The organism is Microbacterium sp. PA5 (genome assembly GCF_049860775.1).
GTDB lineage: Bacteria > Actinomycetota > Actinomycetes > Actinomycetales > Microbacteriaceae > Microbacterium.
Map to the genome: position 1 here is coordinate 3,211,246 of NZ_CP187567.1, position 24,799 is coordinate 3,236,044.

At 71.6% G+C, this 24,799-nt stretch carries 25 protein-coding genes; 6 read left to right on the forward strand and 19 right to left on the reverse strand.

Annotated elements, in window-relative coordinates:
• Positions 1 to 177 precede the first annotated feature (177 nt).
• The 4 genes from rplI to rpsF all read right to left on the reverse strand — a co-directional run bounded on the left by rplI (position 178) and on the right by rpsF (position 1,810).
• Positions 178 to 630, reverse strand: a complete 453-nt coding sequence (gene rplI, locus ACPWUT_RS15175; protein WP_284528416.1) for a 50S ribosomal protein L9 — start codon at positions 628 to 630, stop codon at positions 178 to 180.
• 12 nt (positions 631 to 642) lie between these two features.
• The gene (gene rpsR / locus ACPWUT_RS15180; protein WP_005054609.1) at positions 643 to 897 is read right to left on the reverse strand and encodes a 30S ribosomal protein S18; all 255 of its coding nucleotides are present in this window, start codon (positions 895 to 897) and stop codon (positions 643 to 645) included.
• Positions 898 to 974: 77 nt separating this feature from the next.
• The gene (locus ACPWUT_RS15185; RefSeq protein ID WP_425839251.1) at positions 975 to 1,466 is read right to left on the reverse strand and encodes a single-stranded DNA-binding protein; all 492 of its coding nucleotides are present in this window, start codon (positions 1,464 to 1,466) and stop codon (positions 975 to 977) included.
• A gap of 5 nt (positions 1,467 to 1,471) precedes the next feature.
• Positions 1,472 to 1,810 carry a 30S ribosomal protein S6 gene (gene rpsF / locus ACPWUT_RS15190; protein ID WP_284528807.1) on the reverse strand — a complete coding sequence of 113 codons (339 nt, stop codon included), beginning with the start codon at positions 1,808 to 1,810 and terminating at the stop codon, positions 1,472 to 1,474.
• Positions 1,811 to 2,030: 220 nt separating this feature from the next.
• Here rpsF and ACPWUT_RS15195 point away from each other — a divergent pair, with 220 nt between their 5' ends.
• The gene (locus ACPWUT_RS15195) at positions 2,031 to 3,029 is read left to right on the forward strand and encodes a hypothetical protein (protein ID WP_425839254.1); all 999 of its coding nucleotides are present in this window, start codon (positions 2,031 to 2,033) and stop codon (positions 3,027 to 3,029) included.
• Positions 3,026 to 4,231, forward strand: coding sequence for a hypothetical protein (locus ACPWUT_RS15200; RefSeq protein ID WP_425839257.1), 1,206 nt, complete (start codon positions 3,026 to 3,028; stop codon positions 4,229 to 4,231). The genes ACPWUT_RS15195 and ACPWUT_RS15200 overlap by 4 nt, the downstream gene beginning before the upstream one ends.
• Here ACPWUT_RS15200 and ACPWUT_RS15205 read toward each other — a convergent pair.
• The 6 genes from ACPWUT_RS15205 to ACPWUT_RS15230 all read right to left on the reverse strand — a co-directional run bounded on the left by ACPWUT_RS15205 (position 4,212) and on the right by ACPWUT_RS15230 (position 13,275).
• Positions 4,212 to 4,634: a DUF779 domain-containing protein gene (locus tag ACPWUT_RS15205; RefSeq protein ID WP_425839260.1), complete on the reverse strand. Its 423-nt coding sequence runs from the start codon at positions 4,632 to 4,634 to the stop codon at positions 4,212 to 4,214. The two genes, ACPWUT_RS15200 and ACPWUT_RS15205, sit on opposite strands and share 20 nt — an antisense overlap.
• A 133-nt stretch (positions 4,635 to 4,767) precedes the next feature.
• Positions 4,768 to 6,315: an acetaldehyde dehydrogenase ExaC gene (exaC, locus tag ACPWUT_RS15210; protein ID WP_284528421.1), complete on the reverse strand. Its 1,548-nt coding sequence runs from the start codon at positions 6,313 to 6,315 to the stop codon at positions 4,768 to 4,770.
• 264 nt (positions 6,316 to 6,579) lie between these two features.
• Complete coding sequence (malQ, locus tag ACPWUT_RS15215) at positions 6,580 to 8,715, reverse strand: 4-alpha-glucanotransferase (protein ID WP_425839263.1); 2,136 nt, start codon at positions 8,713 to 8,715, stop codon at positions 6,580 to 6,582.
• A 64-nt stretch (positions 8,716 to 8,779) separates the two neighbouring features.
• Positions 8,780 to 10,096, reverse strand: a complete 1,317-nt coding sequence (locus ACPWUT_RS15220) for a GAF domain-containing protein (protein WP_425839266.1) — start codon at positions 10,094 to 10,096, stop codon at positions 8,780 to 8,782.
• 108 nt (positions 10,097 to 10,204) lie between these two features.
• Positions 10,205 to 11,650 carry a CCA tRNA nucleotidyltransferase gene (locus ACPWUT_RS15225; protein ID WP_425839269.1) on the reverse strand — a complete coding sequence of 482 codons (1,446 nt, stop codon included), beginning with the start codon at positions 11,648 to 11,650 and terminating at the stop codon, positions 10,205 to 10,207.
• A 68-nt stretch (positions 11,651 to 11,718) separates the two neighbouring features.
• The gene (locus tag ACPWUT_RS15230; RefSeq protein WP_425839272.1) at positions 11,719 to 13,275 is read right to left on the reverse strand and encodes a DUF7059 domain-containing protein; all 1,557 of its coding nucleotides are present in this window, start codon (positions 13,273 to 13,275) and stop codon (positions 11,719 to 11,721) included.
• A 144-nt stretch (positions 13,276 to 13,419) separates the two neighbouring features.
• Between ACPWUT_RS15230 and ACPWUT_RS15235 the strand changes: the two genes are divergently transcribed.
• From ACPWUT_RS15235 to trxA, 4 genes are all read left to right on the forward strand, one after another.
• Complete coding sequence (locus tag ACPWUT_RS15235) at positions 13,420 to 15,522, forward strand: DUF6049 family protein (RefSeq protein ID WP_425839275.1); 2,103 nt, start codon at positions 13,420 to 13,422, stop codon at positions 15,520 to 15,522.
• Positions 15,515 to 17,116 carry a murein biosynthesis integral membrane protein MurJ gene (gene murJ, locus ACPWUT_RS15240; protein WP_425839278.1) on the forward strand — a complete coding sequence of 534 codons (1,602 nt, stop codon included), beginning with the start codon at positions 15,515 to 15,517 and terminating at the stop codon, positions 17,114 to 17,116. The genes ACPWUT_RS15235 and murJ overlap by 8 nt, the downstream gene beginning before the upstream one ends.
• Positions 17,117 to 17,263: 147 nt before the next feature.
• Positions 17,264 to 18,250 (forward strand): thioredoxin-disulfide reductase, encoded by a 987-nt coding sequence (gene trxB / locus ACPWUT_RS15245; RefSeq protein WP_284528428.1) that lies wholly within the window; start codon positions 17,264 to 17,266, stop codon positions 18,248 to 18,250.
• Between the two features lie 82 nt (positions 18,251 to 18,332).
• The gene (gene trxA / locus ACPWUT_RS15250) at positions 18,333 to 18,656 is read left to right on the forward strand and encodes a thioredoxin (RefSeq protein WP_284528429.1); all 324 of its coding nucleotides are present in this window, start codon (positions 18,333 to 18,335) and stop codon (positions 18,654 to 18,656) included.
• Between the two features lie 89 nt (positions 18,657 to 18,745).
• Here trxA and ACPWUT_RS15255 read toward each other — a convergent pair whose 3' ends face one another.
• The 9 genes from ACPWUT_RS15255 to rpmH form a co-directional block, all read right to left on the reverse strand.
• Positions 18,746 to 19,087 (reverse strand): tryptophan synthase subunit alpha, encoded by a 342-nt coding sequence (locus ACPWUT_RS15255; protein WP_284528430.1) that lies wholly within the window; start codon positions 19,085 to 19,087, stop codon positions 18,746 to 18,748.
• A 62-nt stretch (positions 19,088 to 19,149) separates the two neighbouring features.
• Positions 19,150 to 20,100: a ParB/RepB/Spo0J family partition protein gene (locus tag ACPWUT_RS15260; RefSeq protein WP_284528431.1), complete on the reverse strand. Its 951-nt coding sequence runs from the start codon at positions 20,098 to 20,100 to the stop codon at positions 19,150 to 19,152.
• Entirely contained in the window at positions 20,100 to 21,038 is a 939-nt protein-coding gene (locus ACPWUT_RS15265) for a ParA family protein (protein WP_425839285.1), read from the reverse strand. The genes ACPWUT_RS15260 and ACPWUT_RS15265 overlap by 1 nt, the downstream gene beginning before the upstream one ends.
• 165 nt (positions 21,039 to 21,203) lie before the next feature.
• Entirely contained in the window at positions 21,204 to 21,833 is a 630-nt protein-coding gene (gene rsmG, locus ACPWUT_RS15270; RefSeq protein WP_425839288.1) for a 16S rRNA (guanine(527)-N(7))-methyltransferase RsmG, read from the reverse strand.
• Between the two features lie 19 nt (positions 21,834 to 21,852).
• Positions 21,853 to 22,344 (reverse strand): protein jag, encoded by a 492-nt coding sequence (locus ACPWUT_RS15275; RefSeq protein ID WP_284528434.1) that lies wholly within the window; start codon positions 22,342 to 22,344, stop codon positions 21,853 to 21,855.
• A 20-nt stretch (positions 22,345 to 22,364) separates the two neighbouring features.
• Positions 22,365 to 23,594 carry a membrane protein insertase YidC gene (gene yidC, locus ACPWUT_RS15280; protein WP_425842318.1) on the reverse strand — a complete coding sequence of 410 codons (1,230 nt, stop codon included), beginning with the start codon at positions 23,592 to 23,594 and terminating at the stop codon, positions 22,365 to 22,367.
• Positions 23,595 to 23,600: 6 nt separating this feature from the next.
• Complete coding sequence (gene yidD, locus ACPWUT_RS15285) at positions 23,601 to 23,942, reverse strand: membrane protein insertion efficiency factor YidD (protein WP_284528809.1); 342 nt, start codon at positions 23,940 to 23,942, stop codon at positions 23,601 to 23,603.
• An 11-nt stretch (positions 23,943 to 23,953) separates the two neighbouring features.
• Positions 23,954 to 24,292 (reverse strand): ribonuclease P protein component, encoded by a 339-nt coding sequence (rnpA, locus tag ACPWUT_RS15290; protein ID WP_284528435.1) that lies wholly within the window; start codon positions 24,290 to 24,292, stop codon positions 23,954 to 23,956.
• 12 nt (positions 24,293 to 24,304) lie between these two features.
• A complete protein-coding gene (rpmH, locus tag ACPWUT_RS15295) occupies positions 24,305 to 24,442 on the reverse strand; it encodes a 50S ribosomal protein L34 (protein ID WP_005054680.1) in 138 nt (45 codons plus the stop codon).
• Positions 24,443 to 24,799: the final 357 nt, after the last annotated feature.

Sequence of the window (24,799 nt, forward strand, 5' to 3'; positions counted from 1 at the left end):
GGGATGCCGGCACTGCCTGGTCCGGCATCCCCGACCCCTCGTCGGGAACACGGGACGGCCGCGGATTCGGTCCCGCGGCGACGGTCCTCGCGCTCCCGGCCGGCCGGGAATCGGGGCGCCCGGAAAAGCGGAAGGGCCGCGGGATCTCTCCCGCGGCCCTTCTGTCTCACCGGCGAATCACTTCGCGGCGACCACCTGGAGGGTGATCACGGCGGTGAGGTCGTCACGCAGGCGAACGGTCGCCTCGTGCTCGCCCACCGACTTGATCGTCGAGGTGATGTGGATCTTGCGCTTGTCGAGGTCGCCCAGACCGGCGGCCTTGACGGCGTCGGCCACGTCGGCGGTCTTCACCGAGCCGAACAGGCGGCCCTCGGCACCGGCCTTGACGGCCAGCTTCACCTTGGTGGACTCGAGCGCGTCCTTGAGCGCCACGGCCTCTTCGTGGTCGTGGATCGCACGGGACTCGCGGGCGGCGCGGATGGACGCCACCTGCTTCTCGCCACCGCGGGTCCAGGCCACTGCGAAGCCCTGGGGGATGAGGTAGTTGCGGGCGTACCCGTTCTTGACCTCGATGACGTCACCGGCGCTTCCGAGCCCGGCAACCTCGTTCGTGAGAATCAGCTTTGCCATGATGGGTGCTCCTTAGCGGCCGGCGCCGGCGTAGGGCAGGAGCGCCATCTCGCGCGCGTTCTTGATCGCCTTGGCGATCAGACGCTGCTCCTGCACCGAGACACCGGTGATACGACGGGCGCGGATCTTCCCGCGCTCCGAGATGAACTTGCGGAGGGTTGCGACGTCCTTGTAGTCGATGACGCCGACGCGGATCGCCTTCGCGGGAGCGGCGTTCTTCGCGCCCTTCCGCGGCTTGCGGCGATCGCCGGTAGCCTTTCCAGCCATGTGTCTTCCTTAAGTGATGAGTTCGGGCGTTTCGTCTCGCGCCTGCGGCGCTCGCTCAACGACCGGGAGAGTGTTGATCAGAACGGGGTGTCGTCGCCGTAGCCGGCGCCGGGAGCGCTCCAGGCGTCCGGGGCAGCGGAGCCGGGGGTCGCCCACGGCTCCTCCTGCTGCACCTGAGGACGCGACTGGCCACCACCACCACCGGAGGCGGCGCGGGTGACCTGGGCGGTCGCGTAGCGCAGCGAGGGGCCGATCTCGTCGACCTCCAGCTCGATCGCCGTGCGGTTGTTGCCCTCGCGGTCCTGGTAGGAGCGCTGCTTCAGACGGCCGGTCGCGATGACCCGCATGCCCTTGGTGAGCGAACCGGCCACGTGCTCGGCGAACTCGCGCCAGACCGACGCGCGCAGGAACAGCGCTTCGCCGTCCTTCCACTCGTTCGCCTGACGGTCGAAGTTGCGCGGAGTCGACGCGATCGTGAAGTTCGCGACGGGCAGGCCGTTCTGCGTGTAGCGCAGCTCGGGGTCTGCCGTGAGGTTGCCCACGACGGTGATGACGGTCTCGCCGGCCATCGTCGTTACGCCTTCGCAGCCTTGCGGGCGGCCTTGGCCTCGGCACGCTCCTTTTCGGCGGCGACCTGAGCGATCGCCTCCTCGGCGCGGAGGACCTTGGTGCGCATGATCTGCTCGTTCAGCTTCAGCTGACGGTCGAGCTCCTGCGTGGCGGCGCTGGTGGCGGTGAAGTTGACGACGGCGTAGATGCCCTCGTTCTTCTTCTGGATCTCGTACGCGAGACGGCGCTTGCCCCACACGTCGACGTTGTCGATCGAGCCACCATCTGCGGTGATGACCTTCAGGAAACCGTCGAGCTTGGGAGCGACCTGGCGCTCGTCGACCTCGGGGTCAAGGATGACCATGAGTTCGTACTGGTGCGTGTGCGTCACTAACCCACCTCCTTCGGACTAGAACGGATGCCGGGCGGTTCCCGGCATCAGGAGGGTTGATGCACGTGTCGCGGACTTCCGCACACAGGGGTGCAGCCGGACAACCACAACAGTCTAGCCGACGCCCGGTCAGAGGCCCAATCGGCGATGTCGGCGCCCCGGCGCGCGGCTGCGGGCCCGGTAGCGTGGCGACATGGAGTGGACTGCGGACGTCTCGGCCGGTGACTGGCTGCGCGAGCGGCTCGACGACGTCGAGGCGTGGAGCGGCAGCATGCACGGCGTCGTGCCGCGGGGGTTCGCCGCCTACGCGCGCGTGTTCCATCCCGCCTCGCGCGACCGGCCCGTCGGCGCGGAATGGCCGGCGCAGCCGTACTCCGACCACCGGGCGTGGGACGCGTTCCACGCGGCGCACCCCGACGTCGAGGTGCGCGAGGAGCGCGTGGACTGGGCGACCACGGCCGCCGCGATGGGCACGACGATGCACCCGCTGGCGCAGTGGGGGAGCCTCGTCGGGATCGACCGGTACGCGAACCGCGAGAACGACCCTCGGGATGCGGAGGGCTGGCGCTACCACGACCCCGAGGAGGGCGGGATGCCGGCGGACGTGTCCGCCGCGCTGCGGGAGGTGCTGCGGGGTCACACCGCGACGCCCGCGGACGGCTACGCCGCGCTCTGGGAGGGCTACGGCGGCCTCGTCGGGCACCTGGGGACCTCGGCGTCGCGCACCTTCCTGCAGATCGGCGACGGCGACCCCGAGCTCGACCGGCACAACGCGATGCTCGGCCGCTCCTTCACCGACCGCTTCAACAACGTCTTCCGGCGCCAGACCTGGCAGGAGGGCATCCTCGACCGCACCGTGTCGGAGGGCCCGCGCCTGGAACTCCCCGGCCGCCGTCACGTGCTCTTCGTCGGCGACCTCGCGGAGCTGGCATCACCGGACTGGGAGCTCCACGTCCCGTGGCGCGATCGGATCTCGGAGGAGCACGGGTTCCCGCCCAGCGCGCAGAGTCCGAGCATCGTGTGGCCCGCCGATCGCGCGTGGGTGTCGGTCAGCGAGGTGGACTACGACACCACGATCGTCGGCGGCTCCCCGGAGCTGGTGGCCGCACTGGCCGCCGACCCGAGACTGGAAGTGCACGAGATCCCCGCCGACGCCTCGCTCTCCTTCGACGCCGACGAGGTGAACCGATGACCGCGCCCTTGCCGTTCGACGCCCGTCCGCTGGTGGAGCCGGTCGACCGGGCCACCGCCCGCGCCTATGTGAAGGAGCTCCGCCGCACCGGCCGGGCCCCCGCCGGCATCGGGACGGCGGGGATCGTCGTCGGCATCGTGGTCGGCGCCGTCTTCCTCTTCATGTTCGGAAGCGTCTTCGTCGGGATCATCGGCAGCATGTTCGCGATGCTCTCCAGCCCGGGCTTCGGCGGCACGGGTGCGGGCGTCTTCGCCGTCGTGCCGCTGGTGTTCGTGGTCCTCGTGCTCGTCGGGATCGGCTTCGGCGCCTGGCGCCTGCTGAACGGCAGCGGCGCCGAGCGGTGGTACCGCCTCGACCGCTTCGCCCGGGCCAACGGGATGACGTGGCATCCGGTGTCGGACAATCCGCCGCTGCCGGGCATGGTCTTCGGGCAGGGGAGTGCCCGGAAGGCCACCGACGTCGTGCGCGGCGCGCGGCCGCGGTTCGTCGAGTTCGGCAACTACCAGTACACGACCGGATCGGGGAAGAACCGCACCACCCATCACTGGGGGTACGTCGCGGTGAAGCTGTCGACGCCGCTGCCGCACATCGTGCTGGACGCCACGAGCAACAACGCGCTGTTCGGCTCGAACCTGCCCGCGTCGTTCGACCGCGACCAGCGGCTGAGCCTCGAGGGCGACTTCGACAGGCACTTCGCGCTCTACTGCCCCACGGGGTACGAGGCGGATGCGCTCTACCTCTTCACGCCCGACATCATGGCCCGCTTCATCGACCACGCCGCCGCCCTCGACGTCGAGATCGTCGACGACTGGATGTTCCTGTACGCCAAGCGGCAGTTCTCGACGCTCGATCCCGGCACGTGGGCGTGGCTGTTCTCGGTCGTCGGGGCGTTCCTCGACAAGTTCGCGCAGTGGGAGCGGTGGCGCGACGACCGGCTCACCGCCGGAGCCGGGGCCGGGGCCGCCGGATCGGTGCCCGCCGGCTCGCCGGCCGGGGTCGCCACTCCGGACGGGGCGACGCCGCTGCCGTTCGCCGCGCCGACCGCCCTGCTCCGCCCGCCGCCGGGGGTCGCTCCGCAGGGGCGGCGGCTCAAGCGGGGAGTGCCGTGGGGCGCGATCATCGTCGTCGCGGTGTTCGTCGGGATCTGGCTGCTGATGCAGAGCGGCCTGCTCGGCGCGATCCTCACCGGCTTCGCGCGCTGACGGCCCCCGGGCCGAGCCCGAAGTGCTCGAGCTCGGCCTCGGTGAGCATGCGCGAGCGGACGATGAAGCGCATGCCCGTCGGGCCCTCGACGCTGAATCCCGCCCCGCGGCCGGGCACGACGTCGATCGTGAGGTGCGTGTACTTCCAGTACTCGAACTGCGCCTCCGAGATGAAGACGTCGATCGGGTCGTCGAGGCCGACGTCCAGCGCGTCGAGCTTCACGTCGCTCGGTCCGGTCAGGAACATGCCGACGGGGTAGCACATGGGTGCGCTGCCGTCGCAGCATCCCCCCGACTGGTGGAACATCAGCGGGCCGTGCTGCAGGGTGAGCGTCCGCAGCAGCGCCGCCGCGTCGTCGGTCACATCGACCCGGGTGTACCGGTCGCCATCGGTCGTCGTCATGGCATCCTCCTGTTCGCCCGTGGGTAGGGCACCATGTCCCACTTTCGGTCGATTTGCGGGGGGTCGACCGACCGAAAGTGGGACATGCTTCGCCGATAGTGGGACATGACCTGCGGGAACAGGCGGGCTGAGCTCAGAAGAAGCCCATCGCGCCTTCGGCGTAGGAGACGAGCAGGTTCTTCGTCTGCTGGTAGTGGTCGAGCATCTTCAGGTGGTTCTCGCGGCCGATGCCCGACTGCTTGTACCCCCCGAACGCGGCGTGCGCGGGGTACTGGTGGTAGGTGTTCGTCCACACGCGGCCGGCCTCGATCCCGCGCCCGGCGCGGTACATCGTGTCGGCCGAGCGGCTCCAGACGCCCGCGCCGAGGCCGTAGAGGGTGTCGTTGGCGATGGACAGCGCGTCGTCGAAGTCGTCGAAGCTCGTGACCGACACCACCGGCCCGAAGATCTCCTCCTGGAAGATGCGCATGTCGTTGGTGCCCTCGAAGACCGTCGGCGCGACGTAGTAGCCGCCGCTCAGCTCGCCGCCGAGGTCGACCCGCTCACCGCCGGCCAGCAGCTTCGCGCCGCCCGCCTTGCCGATGTCGATGTAGGACAGGATCTTCTCCAGCTGGTCGTTCGACGCCTGCGCGCCGATCATGGTCGCCGGGTCGAGGGGGTTCCCCTGCACGATCTTGCCGACGCGCTCCAGGCCGTCGGCGAGGAATCCGTCGTAGATCGAGCGCTGGATGAGCGCGCGCGAGGGGCACGTGCACACCTCGCCCTGGTTGAGGGCGAAGAACGTGAAGCCCTCCAGCGCCTTGTCGTAGTAGGCGTCCTTGTCGCGGGCGACGTCCTCGAAGAACACGTTCGCGCTCTTGCCGCCGAGCTCGAGGGTCACCGGGATGAGGTTCTGCGACGCGTACTGCATGATGAGGCGCCCGGTCGTGGTCTCGCCGGTGAAGGCGACCTTGCGGATGCGCTTGTGCTGGGCCAGCGGCGCCCCCGCCTCGATGCCGAAGCCGTTGACGATGTTGACGACGCCGGCGGGCAGCAGGTCCCCGATGATCTCGAAGAGGAAGAGGATCGACGCCGGGGTCTGCTCGGCCGGCTTGAGCACGACGCAGTTGCCGGCGGCGAGCGCGGGAGCGAGCTTCCAGGTGGCCATGAGGATCGGGAAGTTCCACGGGATGATCTGCCCCACGACGCCCAGCGGCTCGTGGAAGTGGTAGGCCACCGTGTCTTCGTCGATCTGGCTGAGGCTGCCCTCCTGTGCGCGCAGGACGCCCGCGAAGTAGCGGAAGTGGTCGACGGCGAGCGGGATGTCGGCGGCGAGGGTCTCGCGCACCGGCTTCCCGTTCTCCCAGGTCTCGGCGACCGCGATCTTCTCGAGGTTCTGCTCCATGCGGTCGGCGATCTTGTTGAGGATCACCGCGCGCTCGGCGGGCGTCGTCCGCTTCCAGGAGTCGAACGCCTTCCACGCGACGTCGACGGCGCGGTCGATGTCCTCCACGGTGCCGCGCCCGACCTCGGTGAACGGCTTGCCGGTGACGGGCGTGATGTTCTCGAAGTACCCGCCCTTGATCGGCTCGACGAACTCGCCGCCGATGTAGTGCCCGTACCGGGCGCGGTACTCGGCGACCGAGCCGCGCTGGCCGGGTGCGGCGTAGACGCTCGAGACGCCCTCTTCGACGATGGTCATGTTGTCTCCTTCGACGGCATGAGTCGCGGCAGCTGTGCCGCGTTCGGATGCCGACGACGCTAGGTCGCGCAACGTTGCATCCCGTTGCGCCGCGACCCACCCCCCACCCGGTCGGTGAGCGAGGGCGCGCAGCGACCGAGACGAAACGCGGCCCGACCCACCCGGTCGTTGAGCGAGGGCGCGCAGCGACCGAGACGAAACGCGGCCCGACCCACCCGGTCGTTGAGCGAGGGAGCGCAGCGACCGAGACGAAACGCGCGACCGCTACAGGGCGCGGTCGACCGCCGAGAGCAGCGAGGTGAAGCGCGGGTTCCCCGCGAGGTCGTCCAGGAGCACCGCACGACCGGCGGAGTCCGCCAGCGGCACCTGCCAGTTGGGGTACTCCTTGTCGGTGCCCGGCTGGTTCTGCACGCGACGTTCGCCGACCGCGTCGACGAGCGCCACGCCCAGGAGCACCGAGGGCGACGCGGTGATCAGGACGTTCAGCGCCTCGATCACCTCCTCCTCGGTCGGCGCTTCGCCGAGCAGGCCGCGCTCGCGCAGGAGGGCGAGCATCGCGGCGCGCTCCTGCGCGGCGTCGGCGAGCTCCTCGGCCACCGGACGCGTCAGGAGCCCCAGGCGCGCACGCAGCGCGACGTGCTCGTCGGCGAGGTATCCCGCCGTCGGCGGCAGGTCGTGCGTGTTCACGGTGGCCAGCAGCGATCTCCGGTACTGCTCGGGCGGCCGGAACCCGTCGCCCTCGCGCTCGAACCACAGCACGCTCGTGCCGAGGATGCCGCGGGCGGACAGGTAGTCGCGCACCCACGGCTCGACGTTGCCGAGGTCCTCTCCGATGAGCACGGCTCCGGCGCGGTGCGCCTCGAGCGCCAGCACGCCGATCATCGCCTCGTGGTCGTAGCGCACGTAGGTCCCGGCGCCTGCGCCGAGACCGGCCGGGATCCACCACAGCCGGAACAGGCCGATGACGTGATCGATCCGCAGCGCGCCGGCGTGACGCAGGAGCGTGCGGATCATGTCGCGCAGCGGCGCGTAGCCGGCGCGGGCGAGGGCGCCGGGGAGCCACGGCGGCTGGTTCCAGTTCTGGCCCTGCTGGTTGTACATGTCCGGCGGCGCGCCGACCGTGATCCCGGGCGCGTACATGTCGTGGAGCGACCACGCGTCCGACCCCTTGGTGTGCACGCCGACGGCGAGATCGTGCATGACGCCGATCGCCATGCCGGATGCCGTCGCCGCCGCCTGCGCGCCCCGGGCCTGCTCATCGGCGATCCACTGCAGCCACACGTGGAACGCGACCCGCCCCGCCAGCTCGGCGCGCAGCCACGTGACGAGGGCGGAGCGGATGTCCCACGCCTCGTCGGGGCGCACCGTCCCGGCGAAGTGCTCCTCGAGCGCGCACCAGAGCGCGAAGTCCTGCAGGGGCTGCCCGCCCGCCGCCGAGAACGCCGCGAGCTCGGCGGCCCTGCCCGGCGACCGCGGCACGGCGAAGATCGTCTCGAGCGCGGTGCGCTTGGCCGCCCACACGGCGTCGCGGTCGATGCGATCCGCGTCGTCGTCGGCAGCCGCGACGGCCGCCCGCGCCGCCTCGATCGCGGCCCGCCCGGCGGCGCTCAGGTACGCGGACTCGCGGATGTCCTCGGGCCGCAGGTACAGCGGGGCGAGGAAGCGGCGGGTGGCCGGCAGATAGGGCGACGGCTCGATCGGGCTCGTGACCTCGGCCGCGTGCAGCGGGTTGACCAGGAGGAAGTCCGCCCCCCGGGCCCCGGCGACGGCGGCCAGGTCGCCGAGGTCGGCGAAGTCGCCCATGCCCCAGGAGGCACGGGAGCGCACCGAGTAGATCTGCGCCATGAGACCCCACCCGCGGTCGCGGCCGGGACGCGTCGGGGGATCGGGCAGCCGCTCGGGCGTGATGACCAGCGGCGACGACGCCGTGCGATCCGGCTCGCCGCCGCCGAAGGGCCGCTGCCACGCGTGCACGGTGTGCCAGCCGAGCGGGAGGTCCGCCGGCAGGGGCACCTCGACCCGCCACGTCAGCACGCCGCCGACCAGCCGCGCCGCCGGACGCTGCTCGGGGATCGGGAGCTCCCGCCAGCCGCCGTCCTCCAGCGCGACGGCCGCCGAGACGTCGTGCCCGTCGGCGACGTGGAGCAGCAGGGCGCGGACGCCCGGTCGCGTCACGAGCGACGGCGGCAGCAGGTCGCGCCACGGGCCCTCGTCGACGTCGGCCAGCGCGGCCTCCACCTCGGCATCGGTCCGCGGATCGACGCCCATGGCGCGCAGCACGGTGCGGAGGGTCTCGGCGGGCACCGTCACCCGGTCGCCGAAGAACGACCAGTACGCGGTGGCGACACCGTGCGCCTCGGCGAGGGCGGTGAGCGCGGGGCTCGGGTGCTCGTCGGTCATGTCGGTCCCTCCGTCTGGGCCCATCCTGCCAGGCGAAGGGCTTCAGGCTGCCAGGCGCGAGGCGTCAGGCCTGCAGGCGCTCGATCCGCGCGACGAGGCCCGCGCGCTTGGGGGAGCGGGCGGGGAGCATGCTGAGCGCGAGGCTCAGCACCTCGGCATCGTCCGCTCCGTCGTCGGTGTCGGCGTACGCGAGCAGCACGTCGACCGAGGCCTCGGCCAGGAGCGCCTCGCGCAGGGCCAGTCGCACGGTGTCGCGGAACTCCTCCACGCCGGGCGCGAAGGAGTCCGGCAGCACCCGGCCCCGGTAGGCGGCGAGCGCGACGCGGTGCGCGCCGCGGTCGAGGAGCGAGATCACCTGGTGCGCGTCGGTCTCGAGGTCCGCCGGCAATCGGTACGGGCGTGAGGCGGGCACCAGATGCGGCGCGGTGCGCTCGAGCGCCTTGCGCAGTCGCACCAGTTCCGGGCGCAGCGTCGCCTCGGCGTCCTCTCCGTAGACGAGCTCGGCGAGCCGCTCGGACGACAGGCCCTGCCGGTGCACGGCCAGCATGAGGAGGATCTCGGCATGGCGGGCGGACAGCTCGGTGATCGACTCGCCCGACGCCCCCGAGACCTCCAGCAGCGCCCGGTCCCGCCCGAGCACGCGCAGCACATTGCGCTCGGGCGCCCGTACCGCGGTGCGCCGGACGGGCACCGGCGCGGTGGCGGCGGACCTCGCCCGCAGCCGCGCGACGAGGAGCTCGCTCTCGATCGCGCGGGCGGTCGCGTCGACGAGCAGCTGGGCCTGCGGCGTCGCGGCATCGGTGCCGCCGGTCACGTCGATCAGGCCGACGACGCGGCGGGTCTCGGGGTCGTGCAGCGGAGCGGCCGTGCACGACCAGGGCTGCACGAGACGGTTGTAATGCTCCGCGCCGTGGATCTGCACCGACCGGTCGAGGGCCAGCGCGGTGCCCGGCGCCGAGGTGCCCACGGCCTGCTCGGACCAGTTGGCGCCCTCCACGAATCCCATGGCGCCGGTGAGCGACCGCACATGACGGTCGCCTTCGATCCAGAGCAGCCGCCCCGCGGCATCCCCGACGGCGACGATCACGCCCGAGTCCGAGTCCGGGGCGAGGAGGGCCCGCACCATGTCCATCGCCCCGGCGAGGGGGTGCGCGCTGCGGTAGGCCTCGAGCTCCTCGGCGGTGAGATCGACGGGCGGTGCGCCCTCGGCGCCCACGAGGTGCGCCAGCGAGCGTCGCCACGAGTCCCGCACCAGCGGGCGCACGTCGGCGAGGCGGGGATCGCCGACGTTGCCGACCACCAGCTCCTCGTGCGCGCGCTCGATGAGCAGACGCGATGTCTCGGGTGAGACCTCGCGCCGTGACGACCACGACGAGGGCACGGCGCTCCCTTCACCGGTGAGGGACGGCTTCGGCGGCCGGCGACGGGCACCGACCGCGAGTGCCCCCAGTGTAGGTCGCGCCACGGCGCCACGGGCAGGGGATCGCGCTCAGCCCCGCGCGGCCCACCATTCGCGGAGCCTCTGCTCCGCCACCTCGGGGCCGACGATGCCCTCGTCGAGGCGCAGGTCCAGCAGGAACCGGTACGCGGCGCCCACCTCGGGCCCGGGGCGCAGTCCGAGGATCTCCTGGATGCGGTTGCCGTCGAGCTCGGGACGCATCGCGTCCAGCTCCTCCTGGGCGGCGAGCTCCGCGATGCGGCGCTCGATGTCGTCGTACGCGGCGCGCAGGATGGCGGCCTTGCGCCGGTTGCGGGTGGTGACGTCGGCGCGGGTGAGGATGTGGAGGCGTTCGAGCTCGCCCCCGGCGTCGCGGACGTAGCGGCGCACGGCCGAGTCGGTCCAGGCGCCCTCCGAGTAGCCGAAGAACCGCAGGTGCTGCTCGATCAGCTGGGTGACCGACGTGATCGTCGCCGCGTCGAACCGCAGCGCGTTCAGCCGCTTGCGGGCCAGCCGCGCCCCCTTCGCGTCGTGGTGGTGGAAGCTCACGCCCCCGCCGGGCTCCAGGCGCCGGGTCGCCGGCTTGCCGATGTCGTGGAGGAGCGCCGCGAGCCGCAGCGGCACGTCGGGCTCGGTGCCCGGATGCCGGGTGCGCTCCAGCTCGATGGCCTGACGCAGCACCGTCAGGGAGTGCTCGTAGACGTCCTTGTGATGGTGGTGCTCGTCGACCTCGAGCTGCAGGGCCGGGACTTCGGGGAGGAACTCTCCGGCGAGCCCGGTCTCGACGAGCAGCCGGATCCCGCGCACCGGGTCGTCCGCCTGCAGGAGCTTGACGAGCTCGCCCTGGATCCGCTCGGCGCTGACGATGCGGAGCGTGTCGCGCAGCCGCGCCATGGCCTCGAGCGTCTCGGGAGCCACCGTGAACCCCAGCTGCGCGGAGAAGCGGGCCGCGCGCAGCATGCGCAGCGGGTCGTCGCCGAAGCTCACCTGCGGGTCGCTCGGCGTGCGCAGAACCCCGGCGACGAGGTCCTCCACGCCGCCGGTGGGGTCGACGAGGGTGGGACCGGGGATCCGCAGCGCCATCGCGTTGACCGTGAAGTCGCGGCGCACGAGGTCCTGCTCGAGGGTGTCGCCGAACTCGACGGTCGGCTTGCGGGTCACGCCGTCGTAGCTGTCGGCGCGGTAGGTGGTGATCTCCACCTGCTCGGCGCGCCCGCTGCCGGCATCGCGGATCTTGGCCCCGATCGTGCCGAACTCGCGCCCCACGTCCCATGTCGCCGAGGCGATCGGCTTCACGATCCGGAGGATGTCGTCGGGGCGCGCGTCGGTGGTGTAGTCGAGGTCGTGCGTGGTGCGTCCGATGAGCGCGTCGCGCACGGGCCCGCCGACGAGGGCCAGCTCGAACCCGGCCGCGGCGAACGCCTCGCCGAGCGTCGCGGTGACCGGCGACGCGGCGAGCGCGCCGATCCGGGCGAGGCCCTCGGCCATGTTGAGCATGCGTCGAGCCTACCGATCGGGCGGGCCGCATCCCGGCTCGCCCGGGCTCCGGGACGGGCCGGCCGGGGTCAGGCGAACGCCAGGAAGCCGGTGAAGACGAGCTCGCGCACGCGCGGCAGGAGGTCGGCGGCCAGGTCGGCGCCGTCGACCTCGAGGAGCTCGGCGATCGCCGCGATGAGCACGCCGACGGCGAGGTCCCCGTCGCACGCGCCGACGAGCGCGGCCAGGGCCGGGTCGACCTCCAGCGTGCGGCCGAGGCCGCCGCCCTGGCGCAGCTCGATGACGCTCGGGCTCTCGGCCCCCGGCATGTGATGGCGCGCCTCCGTCACGTCGCCCGCGACGGTGAGGACCGCGGCGGAGAGCGCGGCGTCGTCGAGCGCGGAGAGGCGCTGCCAGGCGGTGACCGCCGCGAGCAGGTGCGGTCCGAGCGCGCCGCCGACCGGCTGGGGCGAGCGCTCGTAGCGCGCGAGCGTCGGGGAGCCCGACGCGGGCCGGTGCAGCAGCAGGTATCCGAAGCCGATCGCGGTCACCCCGCGCGCGGCGAAGTCCTCGAGCCAGGCCTGCACCATCCGGGCGTACGCGGGCGTGCCCGGGACGGTGCCGCCGTCGCGCACCCACAGCTCCGCGTAGGCGAGGGGATCCAGCCGCTCGCGCTCGATCACCCACGCGTCCAGCGGCACGGGCGAGGATTCGACCCATCCGCGCACCCGGCGCAGGCCGTCGCCGTCGTCGCCGTCGCGGTACTCCCAGTTGCCGAGCAGCTGCGCGGCGCCGCCGGGCGCCAGCACGGTGCCCACCTGCGAGACGAACGCCTCGATCAGCGCGTCGCCCGCGTAGCCGGCGTCGCGGTACTCGTACTCCGGGACGCCGGCGCTGCGCGGCGTGATGACGAACGGCGGGTTCGAGACGACCCGGTCGAACTGCTCGCCGGCGACGGGCTCGAACAGGCTTCCGTGGCGGGTCTCGATGCCGGTGACGCCGTTGAGGAGCGCGTTGAGCTCGGTGAACCGCAGTGCCCGCGACGAGACGTCGGTCGCGACGACGCGATCGGCGTAGTGGCGTGCCCGCAGCGCCTGGATGCCGCAGCCGGTGCCGACGTCGAGCACCCGCCCGGCCGGCGCCGGCAGCTGCAGCCCGGCGAGGGTCAGCGAGGCGCCGCCCACCCCGAGCACGTGATCGGTCGGGAGCACGCCGCCCGTGCGCGCCGCGAGCGCCGCCTCGTCGAGGTCGCTGGCGATCCACCAGTGGCCGGCACCGGCCTCGTCGGCCACGTCCTGAGGACGCACGAGCGCCGACGGGACGACCAGGCCCTCCTCGACGGTCGCCAGGTGCAGCGACACCAGCCCGGCCACCCCGCATCGGGGCAGCGCCGCGTCCACGGCATCGACCTCGGTCGGCATGCCCAGGAAGAGCAGTCGCGCCAGCACCGCGAGGGCGTCGCCGGCCCCCCGTCGCCCGAGGGCGGCCAGCGCCGGCCCGGTCAGACCGTGGCCGACGGCCTCGTCCGCGAGCGGACCCCAGCCGTCCCGCACCGCATCGGCGGTGTAGCCGGCGTCGCCGAGATCCGCGCGGAGCGCCGCGCACAGATCCGGGTCGGGGGCGGGCTCGGCAAGCGCAGCTGTCACGCCCCCATTCAACCCCAGCATCGGCCGGGGCACCGGCGCGCCGCCGGGGAGACGGGCTCCCCCGGCCCGTCTCAGGGGGAACGCAGGGCCGGAACCATAGAATGCGTGCAGTCGTGCGGTCATGGATCGCACACCTCTGCTGCCATGACCATGACACCCCCTGCCTCCGCGGCGCACGGCGCTCGTCGCCCGAGCGCGCCCCGCACGACCCGCCGCGGCGCGGGCGCCCGGGTGATGGCCCGGGCCGCGGCCGCGCTGGCCGCCGCCGCGGTCCTTTCGCTCCTGACGGTCGGCGTCTCGCCCTCGGTCGCGCAGGCCGCCGCCCCGCAGGTGCCCTCGGCGCTGTCCTTCCGGGTCGCTGCCGAGGACGACGGCGTCATCGCGGCCGACGGGGAACTGCGCGTCGCCCTGTCGGTGGTCAACCAGACGAGCACGGCGGTGCCGGCCGCACCGGCCGCCGTCGCCGTCGGCCGCGCCCCGCTCGCCTCGCGCAGCGCCGTCGCGGCGTGGCTCGAGGGCTCCAGCTCGCCGTCGCTGCGCCGTGTCGGATCCGAGCAGCTCGCCACCGTGCCCTCGCTGTCGTCGGTGACGGCGACGACCACCGTGGACGTCGGCGACGACCTCGCCCCCGGCGTGTACGCGCTCCGCGCGACGTACGCGTCGTCCCAGGGCACCCTCGTCGCCCGCGGTGTCTGGGTCGTCCCCGACGAGGACGCCGGGCAGATCGCGGTCGTGGTGCCGATCACCGCCGGCCCGCTCACCTCGGGCCTGCTGAGCGCCGAGGAGCTCGCGACGCTGACCGCCGAGGACGGGAGCCTGCGCACCCAGCTCGACGCCGTCACCGGCACCGACGCCGTCCTGGCGGTCGACCCGGCGATCGTGGCGGCGATCCGCGTGCTCGGGACCACCGCCCCCGCGTCGGCGACGGAATGGCTGGACGATCTGCTGGCCCTGCGCAACTCCCGCTTCGCGCTGCAGTTCGGCGATGCCGACCTCGCCACGCAGTTCGCTGCCGAACTGGCCGCTCCCCTCACCATCCCCACCCTCGCGCCCTCGCTCGTGGCCGCCGGGGCCGTCCCGCCCACGCCGGACGCCACGGCCACCCCCGGTGCGGAGGAGCCGGCCACGCCCGATGTCGAGACGCTCACCGACATCGGGGAGTCCCGCTCCGACGTCTTCTGGCCGGCCGACGGGACGGCGGGCTCCGATCTCCTCGCGTGGCTCGACGCCCAGGGCGACGACCCTCTCACGATCGTTGCGTCCGATGCCGTCGACGGCGAGGAGGGGCCGCGGGCGCGCGCCGGCGACGCCGAGCTGCTGGTGCACGACGCCGCCGTCTCGGACGCGCTCCTCACGGCGAGCACGGCGCCGCGCCGCATCGACCGGTCGGCGGCCCTGGCCACGGCATCGGCGTTCGCGTCGTTCGCCGACGGCGGCGCACCCCTCCTCGTCACCGTCGGACGCGCCGACGATCGCACGCCCCTCGCGCTGCGGACCGCCGTGCGCGCCGCCGTGGGCCTCGACGGCCGCGAGGCCATCGGACTGGACGCGCTGATCGCCACGGGCCCCGGCTCGGCGGTCACCGCCGACGCCGTCGAGCCCGACGACCGCCGGGCGGGCGTTCTCGAGGGCTTCCTCGACGACGAGCGGGAGCTCAACCGGTTCGCGTCGATCCTGGAGGATCCCGCCGTGCTGACGGCGCCCGAGCGCGCGGCGGTGCTGCAGCTGATCGGCACCGCCTGGCGCGACCACCCCGATGCGTGGGACGTCGCCGTCGGCGCCCACCGGGAGGCGACCGACGCGACCCTCGACGCGGTGCGGATCGTGCCGTCGCCCGACGTCAACCTGCTCGGCTCGAGCGCCCCGCTGACGTTCTCCGTGCGCAACGACCTGCCCTGGCCGGTGACGCTCGTGCTCGTGACCGAGCCCAACGACCCCCGCCTCGTCGTGCAGGCCACCACCGAGGTGGCCGCCGGGGCCGAGCAGACCACCCGCGTCGACGTCCCCGTGCAGGCCCGGGTGGGAAGCGGCGAGTCGAGCATCGACCTGCATCTGCGGAGCACCTCCATGGTTCCGATCGGCGAGACCACGACGATCGTGGTCACCGTGCGGGCGGAGTGGGAGACGGTCGGGATCGTCGTCATGGCCGTGCTCGTCGGCGGGCTGTTCGTGCTCGGCGTGATCCGCACGGTCATGCGTCTGCGGCGCGGCACGGCCCCCGCCTCCGACGGGCGGTCCGATGGCTAGCCTCGGCCGCGCCAGCGCGCTCATCGGCGCCGGCACGCTCGTCTCGCGCGTGACCGGCCTGATTCGCAACGTCGTCCTCGTCGGGGCGCTCGGCGTCGTCCCCTCCGCGGCCTTCGACGCGTTCGGCGTGGCCAACCAGCTCCCCAACAGCATCTTCGCCCTGATCTCGTCGGGCCTGCTGGCGGGGGTCATCGTGCCCCAGATCGTGAAGGCGGTCCGCACCCACGACGACCGCGGCAGCGCGTTCGTCTCGAAGCTGCTCACCCTCGGCGTCGTCACGCTCGCGGCGGTGACCGCCGTGGCGATGGTCGCCGCGCCGCTGCTCGTGCTCATCTACGGGGGGCGGTTCTCGGCCGACGGACGCGCGCTCGCGCTCGCGCTCGCGTACTGGTGCCTGCCGCAGCTGTTCTTCTACGGCCTCTACGCCCTGGTCGGCGAGGTGCTCAACGCCCGGCGGATCTTCGGCCCCTACGCGTGGTCCCCCATCATCAACAACATCGTCTCGATCGCCGGGTTCGGCGCCTTCATCTGGCTGTTCGGGCTCCGTCGCTCCGCGACCGGGTGGACGCCCGAGATGATCGCGCTGTTGGGCGGCACCGCGACGCTCGGCATCGTGCTGCAGGCCGTCGTGCTGCTGCTGTTCTGGCGGCGGGCGGGGCTCACCGTGCGGGCGGACTTCCGGTGGCGCGGCATCGGGCTCGGCCACATCGGCCGGCTGGCCGGGTGGACCTTCCTCATGGTCGTCGTGGGGCAGGTGGCGGGCGCCGTGCAGGCGAACCTCGTCGGCTCGGCCTCCGGTCTGGGCGCCGCCAACGGCGCCATGCAGACGGCCTGGCTCCTGTTCATGCTGCCGTTCTCGGTGATCGTGATCTCCCTCGGCACCCCGTACTACACGCAGCTGAGCGAGCACGTCGCCGAGGGGCGCACCGACGCCGTCACCGCCGACCTCTCGACGCTCACCCGCACGATCGGCGTGTTCATGGTCGGCGTCCTGGGGGCCATGGTCGCGGCCATCGTGCCCCTGTCGGCGATCTTCGCCGACCACCCCGACGAGGCGGTGGCGCTCGCCTGGGTGCTCGGCGCCTTCCTCGTGGCGCTGCTGCCGCTGTCGTTCCAGTTCGGCATCCAGCGCACGTTCTACGCCCTCGGCGACACCCGCACGCCGTTCCTCTACACGGTGGTGCAGGCGGTCCTCGTCGTCCTCACCTCCGTCGTCGGCTTCCTCGTGCTGCCCGCGCCGTGGCTCGCGGTCGGAATCGCCCTCGGCCAGTCCCTGGCCAACATCGTGCAGTTCGCCCTCGCGGTCGCGCTCCTGCGGCGCAAGCTCGGCCCCCTCGGCCTGGGCGGCGCGGCCCGCTCGGTGCTGCGCTTCGTCGCGGCCGCGGTCCCCGCCACCGGCGCCGGATGGCTCGCGTTCGAGCTGCTGGGGGGCGCCGACGGCTGGCCCGCGTCGGATCGCCTGTCGGGGTTCCTCGCCGCCGCGCTCATCGGCCTTCTGACGCTGTGCGTGTACGTCCTGTTCCTGGCCCTCCTCCGCGCCCCGGAGCTGCGCACCGCGCTCCAGGCGGTCCGCCGGTTCCTCCCGGGCCGCTGACCGGCGCGGAGCGGCGCCGTGCCGGGTCGAGCCGCCTGAGACAGCCCTGAGACACCCCTGCGAGAGCCCGCGTGCGGGAATGCCGCGCGGCTACCATGGGTTGAATGTGCCGGGGCCGGAGAGCCCCGCAGACGAAGGGACATCGACGTGCGGCAGGTCATCATCATCGGATCGGGACCGGCGGGCTACACCGCGGCGATCTACGCTGCGCGGGCCAACCTCGAGCCCCTCCTCATCGCGAGCTCCGTCGAGGCCGGCGGCGAGCTCATGAACACGACCGAGGTCGAGAACTTCCCCGGGTTCCCCGAGGGCATCATGGGCCCGGAGCTCATGACGAAGATGCAGGAGCAGGCGGAGCGCTTCGGCACCGAGGTGCTCTACGACGACGTCACCGCCGTCGACTTCTCGGGCCGCGTCAAGAAGGTCACCCTCGGCTCCGGCGCCACCCACGAGGCCGACGCGATCGTCTACGCGACCGGATCGGCGCCCCGCAAGATCGGCATCGAGGGCGAATCGCGCCTGTCCGGCCACGGCGTCTCCTACTGCGCGACCTGCGACGGGTTCTTCTTCCGTGAGCGCACGATCGCCGTCGTCGGCGGCGGCGACTCCGCCATGGAGGAGGCGACGTTCCTCACGAAGTTCGCGACGAAGGTCTACGTGATCCACCGTCGCGACGAGCTGCGCGCGTCGAAGATCATGCAGGAGCGCGCCTTCGCGAACGAGAAGATCGAGTTCGTGTGGAACAGCGCGGTCGTCGACGTGCTCGGCGAGGACTCGGTGACTGGTGTGGTCCTCGAGGACACCGTCGACGGATCGCGCCGCGAGCTCGCCCTCGACGGCATCTTCGTCGCCATCGGCAACGACCCGCGCACGCACCTCGTGCACGGCACGCTCGACCTCACCGAGCACGGCACGATCTGGGTCGACGGCCGCTCGTCGCGCACCTCGGTGCCCGGCGTCTTCGCCGCCGGCGACGTGATCGACCCCACCTACCGCCAGGCGGTCACCGCCGCCGGCAGCGGAACGGTGGCGGCGCTCGACGTCGAGCACTACCTCGCCTCCCTCGCCGACGCCGGTGCTCCGGCCGTGGACGAGGCGCAGATCGACGGCCTCCCCGAGGCCGACGCGGCCTGACGCGGGCGGTCGCAGACCCACGGAACAAAACGCGACCCCGCCGCGTTCCACCCCACGACAGCTTCCTAAGGAGACATGGATTATGAGCGCCAAGGCCACCAACGAGAGCACCTGGCAGCAGGACGTCATCGACGCCGAAGGCCCCATCCTGGTGGACTTCTGGGCGGAGTGGTGCGGTCCCTGTCGCATGGTCGGACCCATCCTCGACGAGATCCAGGCGGAGAACGGCGACAAGATCACCGTCCTCAAGCTGAACGTCGACGAGAACCCGAACCTCGCGATGAAGTACCAGATCACCTCGATCCCCGCGATGAAGGTGTTCCACAAGGGTGAGGTCGAGAAGACGATCATCGGTGCGAAGCCGAAGTTCGCGCTCGAGCAGGACCTCGCCGCCTACCTCGGCTGAGAAACGTCAGGAGCCCCGGTCAGATAGTTGTTCTGACCGGGGTTTTCCTTTGCCCGCGCGGGGCGTGGGGAGTGCGGCCGGACGGTTCGTCAGGAGGCTTCGGCGCGCACCGAGGCATCCCAGGTGCGGTGCGGCTCGCTTCCCAGCAGGCGCCAGACGGCGCGGGTCAGCGGCGGGTACTCGATGGCGATCTGACGGAGCACGCGGTAGTTGCGCGCGGCGGTCGGGCGGACGCCGCCGTCGGATGCGATGTTCTCGGCGCGGAGCGTGAGGACGACCAGCTCGTCGACCGTGGGAAGGTCCTCCATGAACTCCCACGGGTCCTCGCCGTCGCGCAGACGCTCCTCGATCAGCACCGACAGCTCGTCGCCCGCTTCGGCGCGCAGCAGTTCGAGGCTGGCGCGTCGGGGAACGTGGGGCTGATCGGTCACCTATCCAGGGTACGACCGGTCGGCGACGTCGGCGTCGATCTCCGGCGATCGGGTGCCCCCGATCAGTGCGTCCCGTACTCGGTCTCGCCGAGCTCGGCGAGGATGCGGTTGAGATCCTGGATCGTGGCGAAATCAATGTTGATCTGGCCTTTTTTCGCGTTCAGTGTGATCTTCACCTTGGTGTTCAGGCGATCACCCAGGCGCTCGGCGACGTCGTCGAGGTGGGCGCGTCGCGCACCTGCCTTGGGTGCGACGCGGCGTGCGCCGGCCTCGGGAGCCTTCGATGCCGCCTCCGCGGCCCGGACCGACAGATCCTCGTTGACGATCTTGTCGGCGAGGCGCTGCATGGCCTCTGCGTCCTCGAGCGAGAGGATCGCCCGCGCGTGTCCCGCGCTGAGGACGCCCGCGGCCACCCGCTGCTGGACCGGCACCGGCAGCTTCAGCAGACGGATCGTGTTGCTGATCTGCGGCCGCGACCTGCCGATCCGGCCCGCCAGCTCCTCCTGCGTGATGCCGAAGTCGTCGAGCAGCTGCTGATAGGCGGACGCCTCTTCCAGCGGGTTCAGCTGCGACCGGTGGAGGTTCTCGAGCAGCGCGTCGCGCAGGAGGTTCTCATCCGAGGTGTCGCGGACGATGGCAGGGATGGCGGTGAGGCCGGCCTCGCGCGACGCACGCGTGCGGCGCTCGCCCATGATGAGCTCGTACTTGCCGTCCTCGTTGGTGCGCACGACGACGGGCTGGAGCACGCCGAACTCGCGCACGCTGTGGACGAGCTCGGCCAGGTCGTCGGCGTCGAAGTGGGTGCGCGGCTGGCGGGGATTGGGGACGATCTCGTTCGGATCGATCTCGATGAGCCTCGTCCCGGGGATCGCCAGCAGCTCGGCCGTGTCGCCGTCCTCGGCGGTCGCCGCGGGCGCGCCGGGGAAGAACACGTCGACGGGACGCGCCTCACCGGACTCCGCTGTGGGGATGAGTGCGCCGATTCCGCGGCCGAGGCCGGTTCGCTTCGCCATCAGGATGCTCCTTCGTCGGGGTGCTGGTGTCCGCGCCGTGCGATCTCGACGGCGGCCTCACGGTAGGCGACCGCGCCGGCCGACGCTCCGTCGTAGGCGATCACGGTCTGGCCGAAGCTCGGCGCCTCCGAGACGCGCACCGAGCGAGGGATGACGGTCTGGAGCACCTCCTTCGGGAAGTGCGAGCGGACCTCGTCCGCCACCTGCTGCGCGAGACGGGTGCGCCCGTCGTACATCGTCAGCAGGATCGTCGACAGGTGCAGACGCGGATTGAGGTGCTTCTGGATCATCCGCACACTGCCCAGCAGCTGGCTGAGGCCCTCCAGCGCGTAGTACTCGCACTGGATCGGGATCATGAGCTCGTCCGCGGCCGTGAACGCATTGATCGTGAGGAGGCCGAGCGACGGCGGGCAGTCGACGATCACGAAGTGGGGCGGCTCCTCGCTCGCGGCGAGGTAGTCCTCGAGCGCGGTGCGGAGGCGATGCTCCCGCGCGACCTGCGAGACGAGCTCGATCTCTGCGCCCGCCAGGTGGATCGTCGACGGCGCGCACATCAGTCGATCCGACTCCGGGCTCGTCTGCACGATGTCGGCGAGGGGGAATTCGTCGATCAGCACGTCGTAGACGCTGGGGATGTCCGCCGTGTGCGGCACACCGAGCGCGGTGGACGCATTGCCCTGGGGATCGAGGTCGACCACGAGCACGCGGGCGCCCAGGCTCGCCAGCGCCGAGGCGATGTTCACGGTCGTGGTCGTCTTGCCGACCCCCCCCTTCTGGTTCGACACCGTGATCACGCGGGTGGGGCCGGTGAAGTCGACCCGCACGCCCTCCAGGACCTTTCGGCGCGACGTGAGGTCGGCCAGCTCCCGCGCAATGGGGCTGTCATCGAAAGAGAAGGGTGCGGAGGGTGTCGTGCTCTCCGATTCCGCCACCTGCATCTCCTGTCTTTCGGGACCATCCCACTGTAGTCGAGGCCACCCCCAGCCCTGGCCGCGGCCGGGTGCGTCGGCGATGTTTCACGTGAAACGCCGCACAAAGGGGTGGCTCGGCGAGTGCGACACTCGCTGCTCGATGTTTCACGTGAAACATCAACGCGATGGAGGTCAGCGCACGGTGGCGCGGATGACGCGCGTCGGCTCGTCGATCACGCCCTCGCCGACGGGTTCGACGCGCACGTCGCTCAGTCGGTGCTTCCGGATCACCTTCTCCGCCGCGGCGATCTCGTTGGCGGCGTTGGCGCCCTTGAGCAGGATGAGCTCGCCTCCGGAGCGCACGAGCGGCGCAGCGATCGGGACGAGTGTCCGGAGGGCGCTCACCGCGCGTGCCGTCACCGCATCGAGCACCGGCCCCTCCTTCCAGTCCTCGCCACGCGCGCGAAGGACCTCAACGTTCGTGAGTCCGAGGGCGGCGACCTGCTCATCCAGCCAGGCCACGCGACGCTCCATCGGCTCGATGAGCACCCAGCGCACGTCGGGTCGCGCGATGGCCAGCACCAGGCCGGGGAGTCCGGCACCGGATCCCAGGTCTCCGACACGGCCACCGGCGGGGAAGAGCGGAGCCGCCACCGCGCTGTTCAGCACATGACGCGTCCACAGCCGCGGCGGTTCGAGTGGCCCGATGAGCCCCCGCTCCTCACCGTGCGCTGCGAGCGCGGCGGTGAAGGCGCGGGCGTGCTCGAGATGGTCTCCGAAGACGGTGGTCGCCGCCGCGGGCTCGGGTTCGACGTCGATCATCGATGTTTCACGTGAAACATCAGCCACGGCGGATGACCGTGTGACGGTCGGCGCCCTCGCCGTACGACTCGGACACGAAGCCGCCGCGTTCGGCCACCACATCGTGCACGAGCTTGCGCTCGTAGCTCGACATCGCCGGCAGCGACGCCTGGGAGGCGCCGTCCTCGATGCGCTCGATCGCGCGGTCGACCAGCTTCTCCAGCTGCTGCTGGCGCGCGTCGCGCGAGCCTCCGATATCCAGGATGAGTCGCGAGAAGCGACCGGTCTTGGTCTGCACTGCGATCCGCACGAGCTCCTGGAGCGCCTGCACCGTGTCGGGGGAGGAGAGCAGGCGCAGGGAGGCCGCGTCGTCGTTCTCGACGGTGACATAGGCACGGCCGGCGCGCACGTCGAGGGCGAGGTCGCCGTCGATGTCCGCGATGTCCAGCAGCGCCTCGAGGTAGTCGGCGGCGACGTCGCCTTCCTCCTCCAGCTGCGCGACGGTGACGGTGGTCTCGGGAGAGGTGGTCATGGGGATCCTCGGTGACTCGATCAGGACTTGTTGTCGGGGTTTCCGGGCTTGCCCGGCGCGTCGGGCCCGTCGGTGGGCTTCTCGGGCTTGTTGCCCGGCTTGCTCTCGGGCTTGTTCTCGGGCTTGTTCTGCGGCTTGCTCTCGGGCTTGTTGCCCGGCTTGTTCTCGGGCTTGTTCGGCTGGCCCTGCTTCTTGGCGCGCTGCTTGCCCATGGGCTGCTGACGCTTGGGGGCCTGCTGCTTGGCACGCTGCGCCTCTTCATACAGACGCTGCTGCTCGGCCTGGTACTTCTCGAGGGGCACGATGCGGCCCTGTGCATCGACCGCCTTGCCCTTGCGCGCCAGTCGCTCCTCGCGCGCCTTGGCGGCTTCGGAGCCCGGGGTGGGCAGATTGCGGATGACCAGGAACTGCTGCACCATCGTCCAGATGTTGCTCGTGAACCAGTAGAGGACCACGCCGAGCGGGAAGAAGACGCCCGAGAAGATGAAGGCGAGCGGCAGGACGTAGAGCATGATGCGCTGCATCTGGTACGCCTGGCCGGTCTTGGCCTCGGGGGAGAGGTTCTTCGAGATGATCTGGAGCTGCGTGATGAACTGCGAGACGATCATCAGCACGACCAGGATCACCAGGATGATCACCGTCGCGTTCTGACCCAGGCCGATGGCCTCGATCATGTTGGTGTGGAGCGGTGCGACACCGAACAGCTGGGCGTCGTAGAACTGCTTGGTGAGGTCGGCGTTGAGCAGCCCGACGCCGCCCACACCCCACTCGGCGTGCCGCTTGACGTCCGAGAGCGTGTAGAACATGCCCAGCAGGATGGGCATCTGGACCAGCAGCGGAAGACAGCTCGAGACCGGCGTGGTGCCGTGCTTCTTGTAGAGCGCCATCGTCTCGCGGCTCATGGCCTCACGCGAGAGCTGATCCTTCTTGCCGCGGTACTTCTCCTGGACTTTCCGCAGTTCAGGAGCGATTTCCATCATCTTGCGCTGGCTCTTGATCTGACGCACGAACAGCGGGATCAGCGCCGAGCGGACCACGATCACCAGGCCGATGATCGACAGCACCCACGTGAGACCGGCGTCGGCCGGCAGTCCGAGCGAGGTGAACACCCAGTGCCAGAACACGAGGATCGTCTCGACGATCCACTTGAACGGCCACATGATGGCGCTGAAGAAGTCGAGACCCTCCGCTGGGGGCGGGGTCGTCGGGGTCGGCACGGCCGGCGTCGGGGTCGCGGCGAAGAGATCCAGCAAGGATCAGTCCTTTCTCGGGTGCACGACGAAGCCGTGCGGAGTGAGGCGGTGTCGGAAGTGCTCGTGCGGCGGCACGTCGTCGATGCCGCCCTTCGCCCAGGGGTGGCAGCGGGCGAGGCGGGCGGCGGTGAGCGCGGCGCCCTTCAGCGCACCGTGCTGCTGGACGGCGCCGACGGCGTAGGCCGAGCACGACGGATAGTACTTGCAGACGTCTCCGTACAGATGGGAGATCGTGGCGCGATAGCCGTGGAGCGCGGCGAGCACGAGGTTGCGCGGGATCAGCCCGACGGACGCGAGCGGATCGGAGGCGGAGAGGGTGCCGTCGCCGAGTGCGTACGACGGCAGTGTCGACGTGCTCACGCGGCCGCTTTCCGGCTGAGGCAGCGGGCGACCTCGTCGCGCAGCTGCGGGAACTCCGCCGACGCCGACGCGGGCAGCGCGCGGATGACGACGTCGGATCCGGGACGCACCGCAGGGAGCGCCTGTGCGCAGACGGCCTTCAGCCGCCGGCGCACGGTGTTGCGGGTGACGGCGGATCCCACCTGCTTGCTGACGATGAATCCGAAGCGGGCCGGGCGGTCCTCACCGGATGCCACCACGTAGGTCACGGTCAGCGCACCGGCACAGCGGGCACCCCCACGGACGACGGCCTTGTACTCCGCCCCGCGGGTGATGCGGTTCCCGCGCGCCAGCAACGGTACGTCGGATCAGGCCGAGAGCTCGGTGCGCCCCTTGGCGCGGCGAGCGGAGAGGATGCTGCGGCCGGCGCGCGTGCGCATGCGGGCGCGGAAGCCGTGCTTCTTGGCGCGACGGCGGTTGTTGGGCTGGAACGTACGCTTGCTCATGAGGATCACTCCGGATCGGCGGTCACCGGAAAGCTGGAGGCCGGAGACACATGTACACGGGACTGCCCAAGACGGGCATAAGTCAACCGACTAAGGGTACGTCGAGTCGCGCGCGAACTCAAACCGGCACCGCGCGCGCGGCACATTATCCACCGACTTCACAGCCCGCCTGGCGAGGACACGCGGGGCGGAACTACAGTGGATTTGGCCACTCGGAGCCGCGTGACTAGCGTGGCACGGGCCACTTATCCACAGGCACCTATCCACAGGCGCGAGCGCGCGAGACGACGTCCGTCCGGCTGCACCGCATCCGCGCCTCCGCTCACACACGGCCCAGCCACGACGACACGGGGAGTC

Coding starts and splice junctions, on each gene's coding strand:
- ACPWUT_RS15225 (WP_425839269.1), bottom strand. CDS start 11,650: ATGCTCAACATGGCCGAGGGCCTCGCCCGGATCGGCGCGCTCGCCGCG.
- ACPWUT_RS15260 (WP_284528431.1), bottom strand. CDS start 20,100: ATGGCGAAGCGAACCGGCCTCGGCCGCGGAATCGGCGCACTCATCCCC.
- ACPWUT_RS15205 (WP_425839260.1), bottom strand. CDS start 4,634: ATGACGACGACCGATGGCGACCGGTACACCCGGGTCGATGTGACCGAC.
- rplI (WP_284528416.1), bottom strand. CDS start 630: ATGGCAAAGCTGATTCTCACGAACGAGGTTGCCGGGCTCGGAAGCGCC.
- rpmH (WP_005054680.1), bottom strand. CDS start 24,442: ATGAGCAAGCGTACGTTCCAGCCCAACAACCGCCGTCGCGCCAAGAAG.
- ACPWUT_RS15275 (WP_284528434.1), bottom strand. CDS start 22,344: ATGACCACCTCTCCCGAGACCACCGTCACCGTCGCGCAGCTGGAGGAG.
- ACPWUT_RS15185 (WP_425839251.1), bottom strand. CDS start 1,466: ATGGCCGGCGAGACCGTCATCACCGTCGTGGGCAACCTCACGGCAGAC.
- rpsR (WP_005054609.1), bottom strand. CDS start 897: ATGGCTGGAAAGGCTACCGGCGATCGCCGCAAGCCGCGGAAGGGCGCG.
- murJ (WP_425839278.1), top strand. CDS start 15,515: ATGGCTAGCCTCGGCCGCGCCAGCGCGCTCATCGGCGCCGGCACGCTC.
- ACPWUT_RS15195 (WP_425839254.1), top strand. CDS start 2,031: ATGGAGTGGACTGCGGACGTCTCGGCCGGTGACTGGCTGCGCGAGCGG.
- ACPWUT_RS15235 (WP_425839275.1), top strand. CDS start 13,420: ATGACCATGACACCCCCTGCCTCCGCGGCGCACGGCGCTCGTCGCCCG.
- ACPWUT_RS15265 (WP_425839285.1), bottom strand. CDS start 21,038: ATGCAGGTGGCGGAATCGGAGAGCACGACACCCTCCGCACCCTTCTCT.
- trxA (WP_284528429.1), top strand. CDS start 18,333: ATGAGCGCCAAGGCCACCAACGAGAGCACCTGGCAGCAGGACGTCATC.
- rsmG (WP_425839288.1), bottom strand. CDS start 21,833: ATGATCGACGTCGAACCCGAGCCCGCGGCGGCGACCACCGTCTTCGGA.
- ACPWUT_RS15200 (WP_425839257.1), top strand. CDS start 3,026: ATGACCGCGCCCTTGCCGTTCGACGCCCGTCCGCTGGTGGAGCCGGTC.
- exaC (WP_284528421.1), bottom strand. CDS start 6,315: ATGACCATCGTCGAAGAGGGCGTCTCGAGCGTCTACGCCGCACCCGGC.
- rpsF (WP_284528807.1), bottom strand. CDS start 1,810: ATGGTCATCCTTGACCCCGAGGTCGACGAGCGCCAGGTCGCTCCCAAG.
- malQ (WP_425839263.1), bottom strand. CDS start 8,715: ATGACCGACGAGCACCCGAGCCCCGCGCTCACCGCCCTCGCCGAGGCG.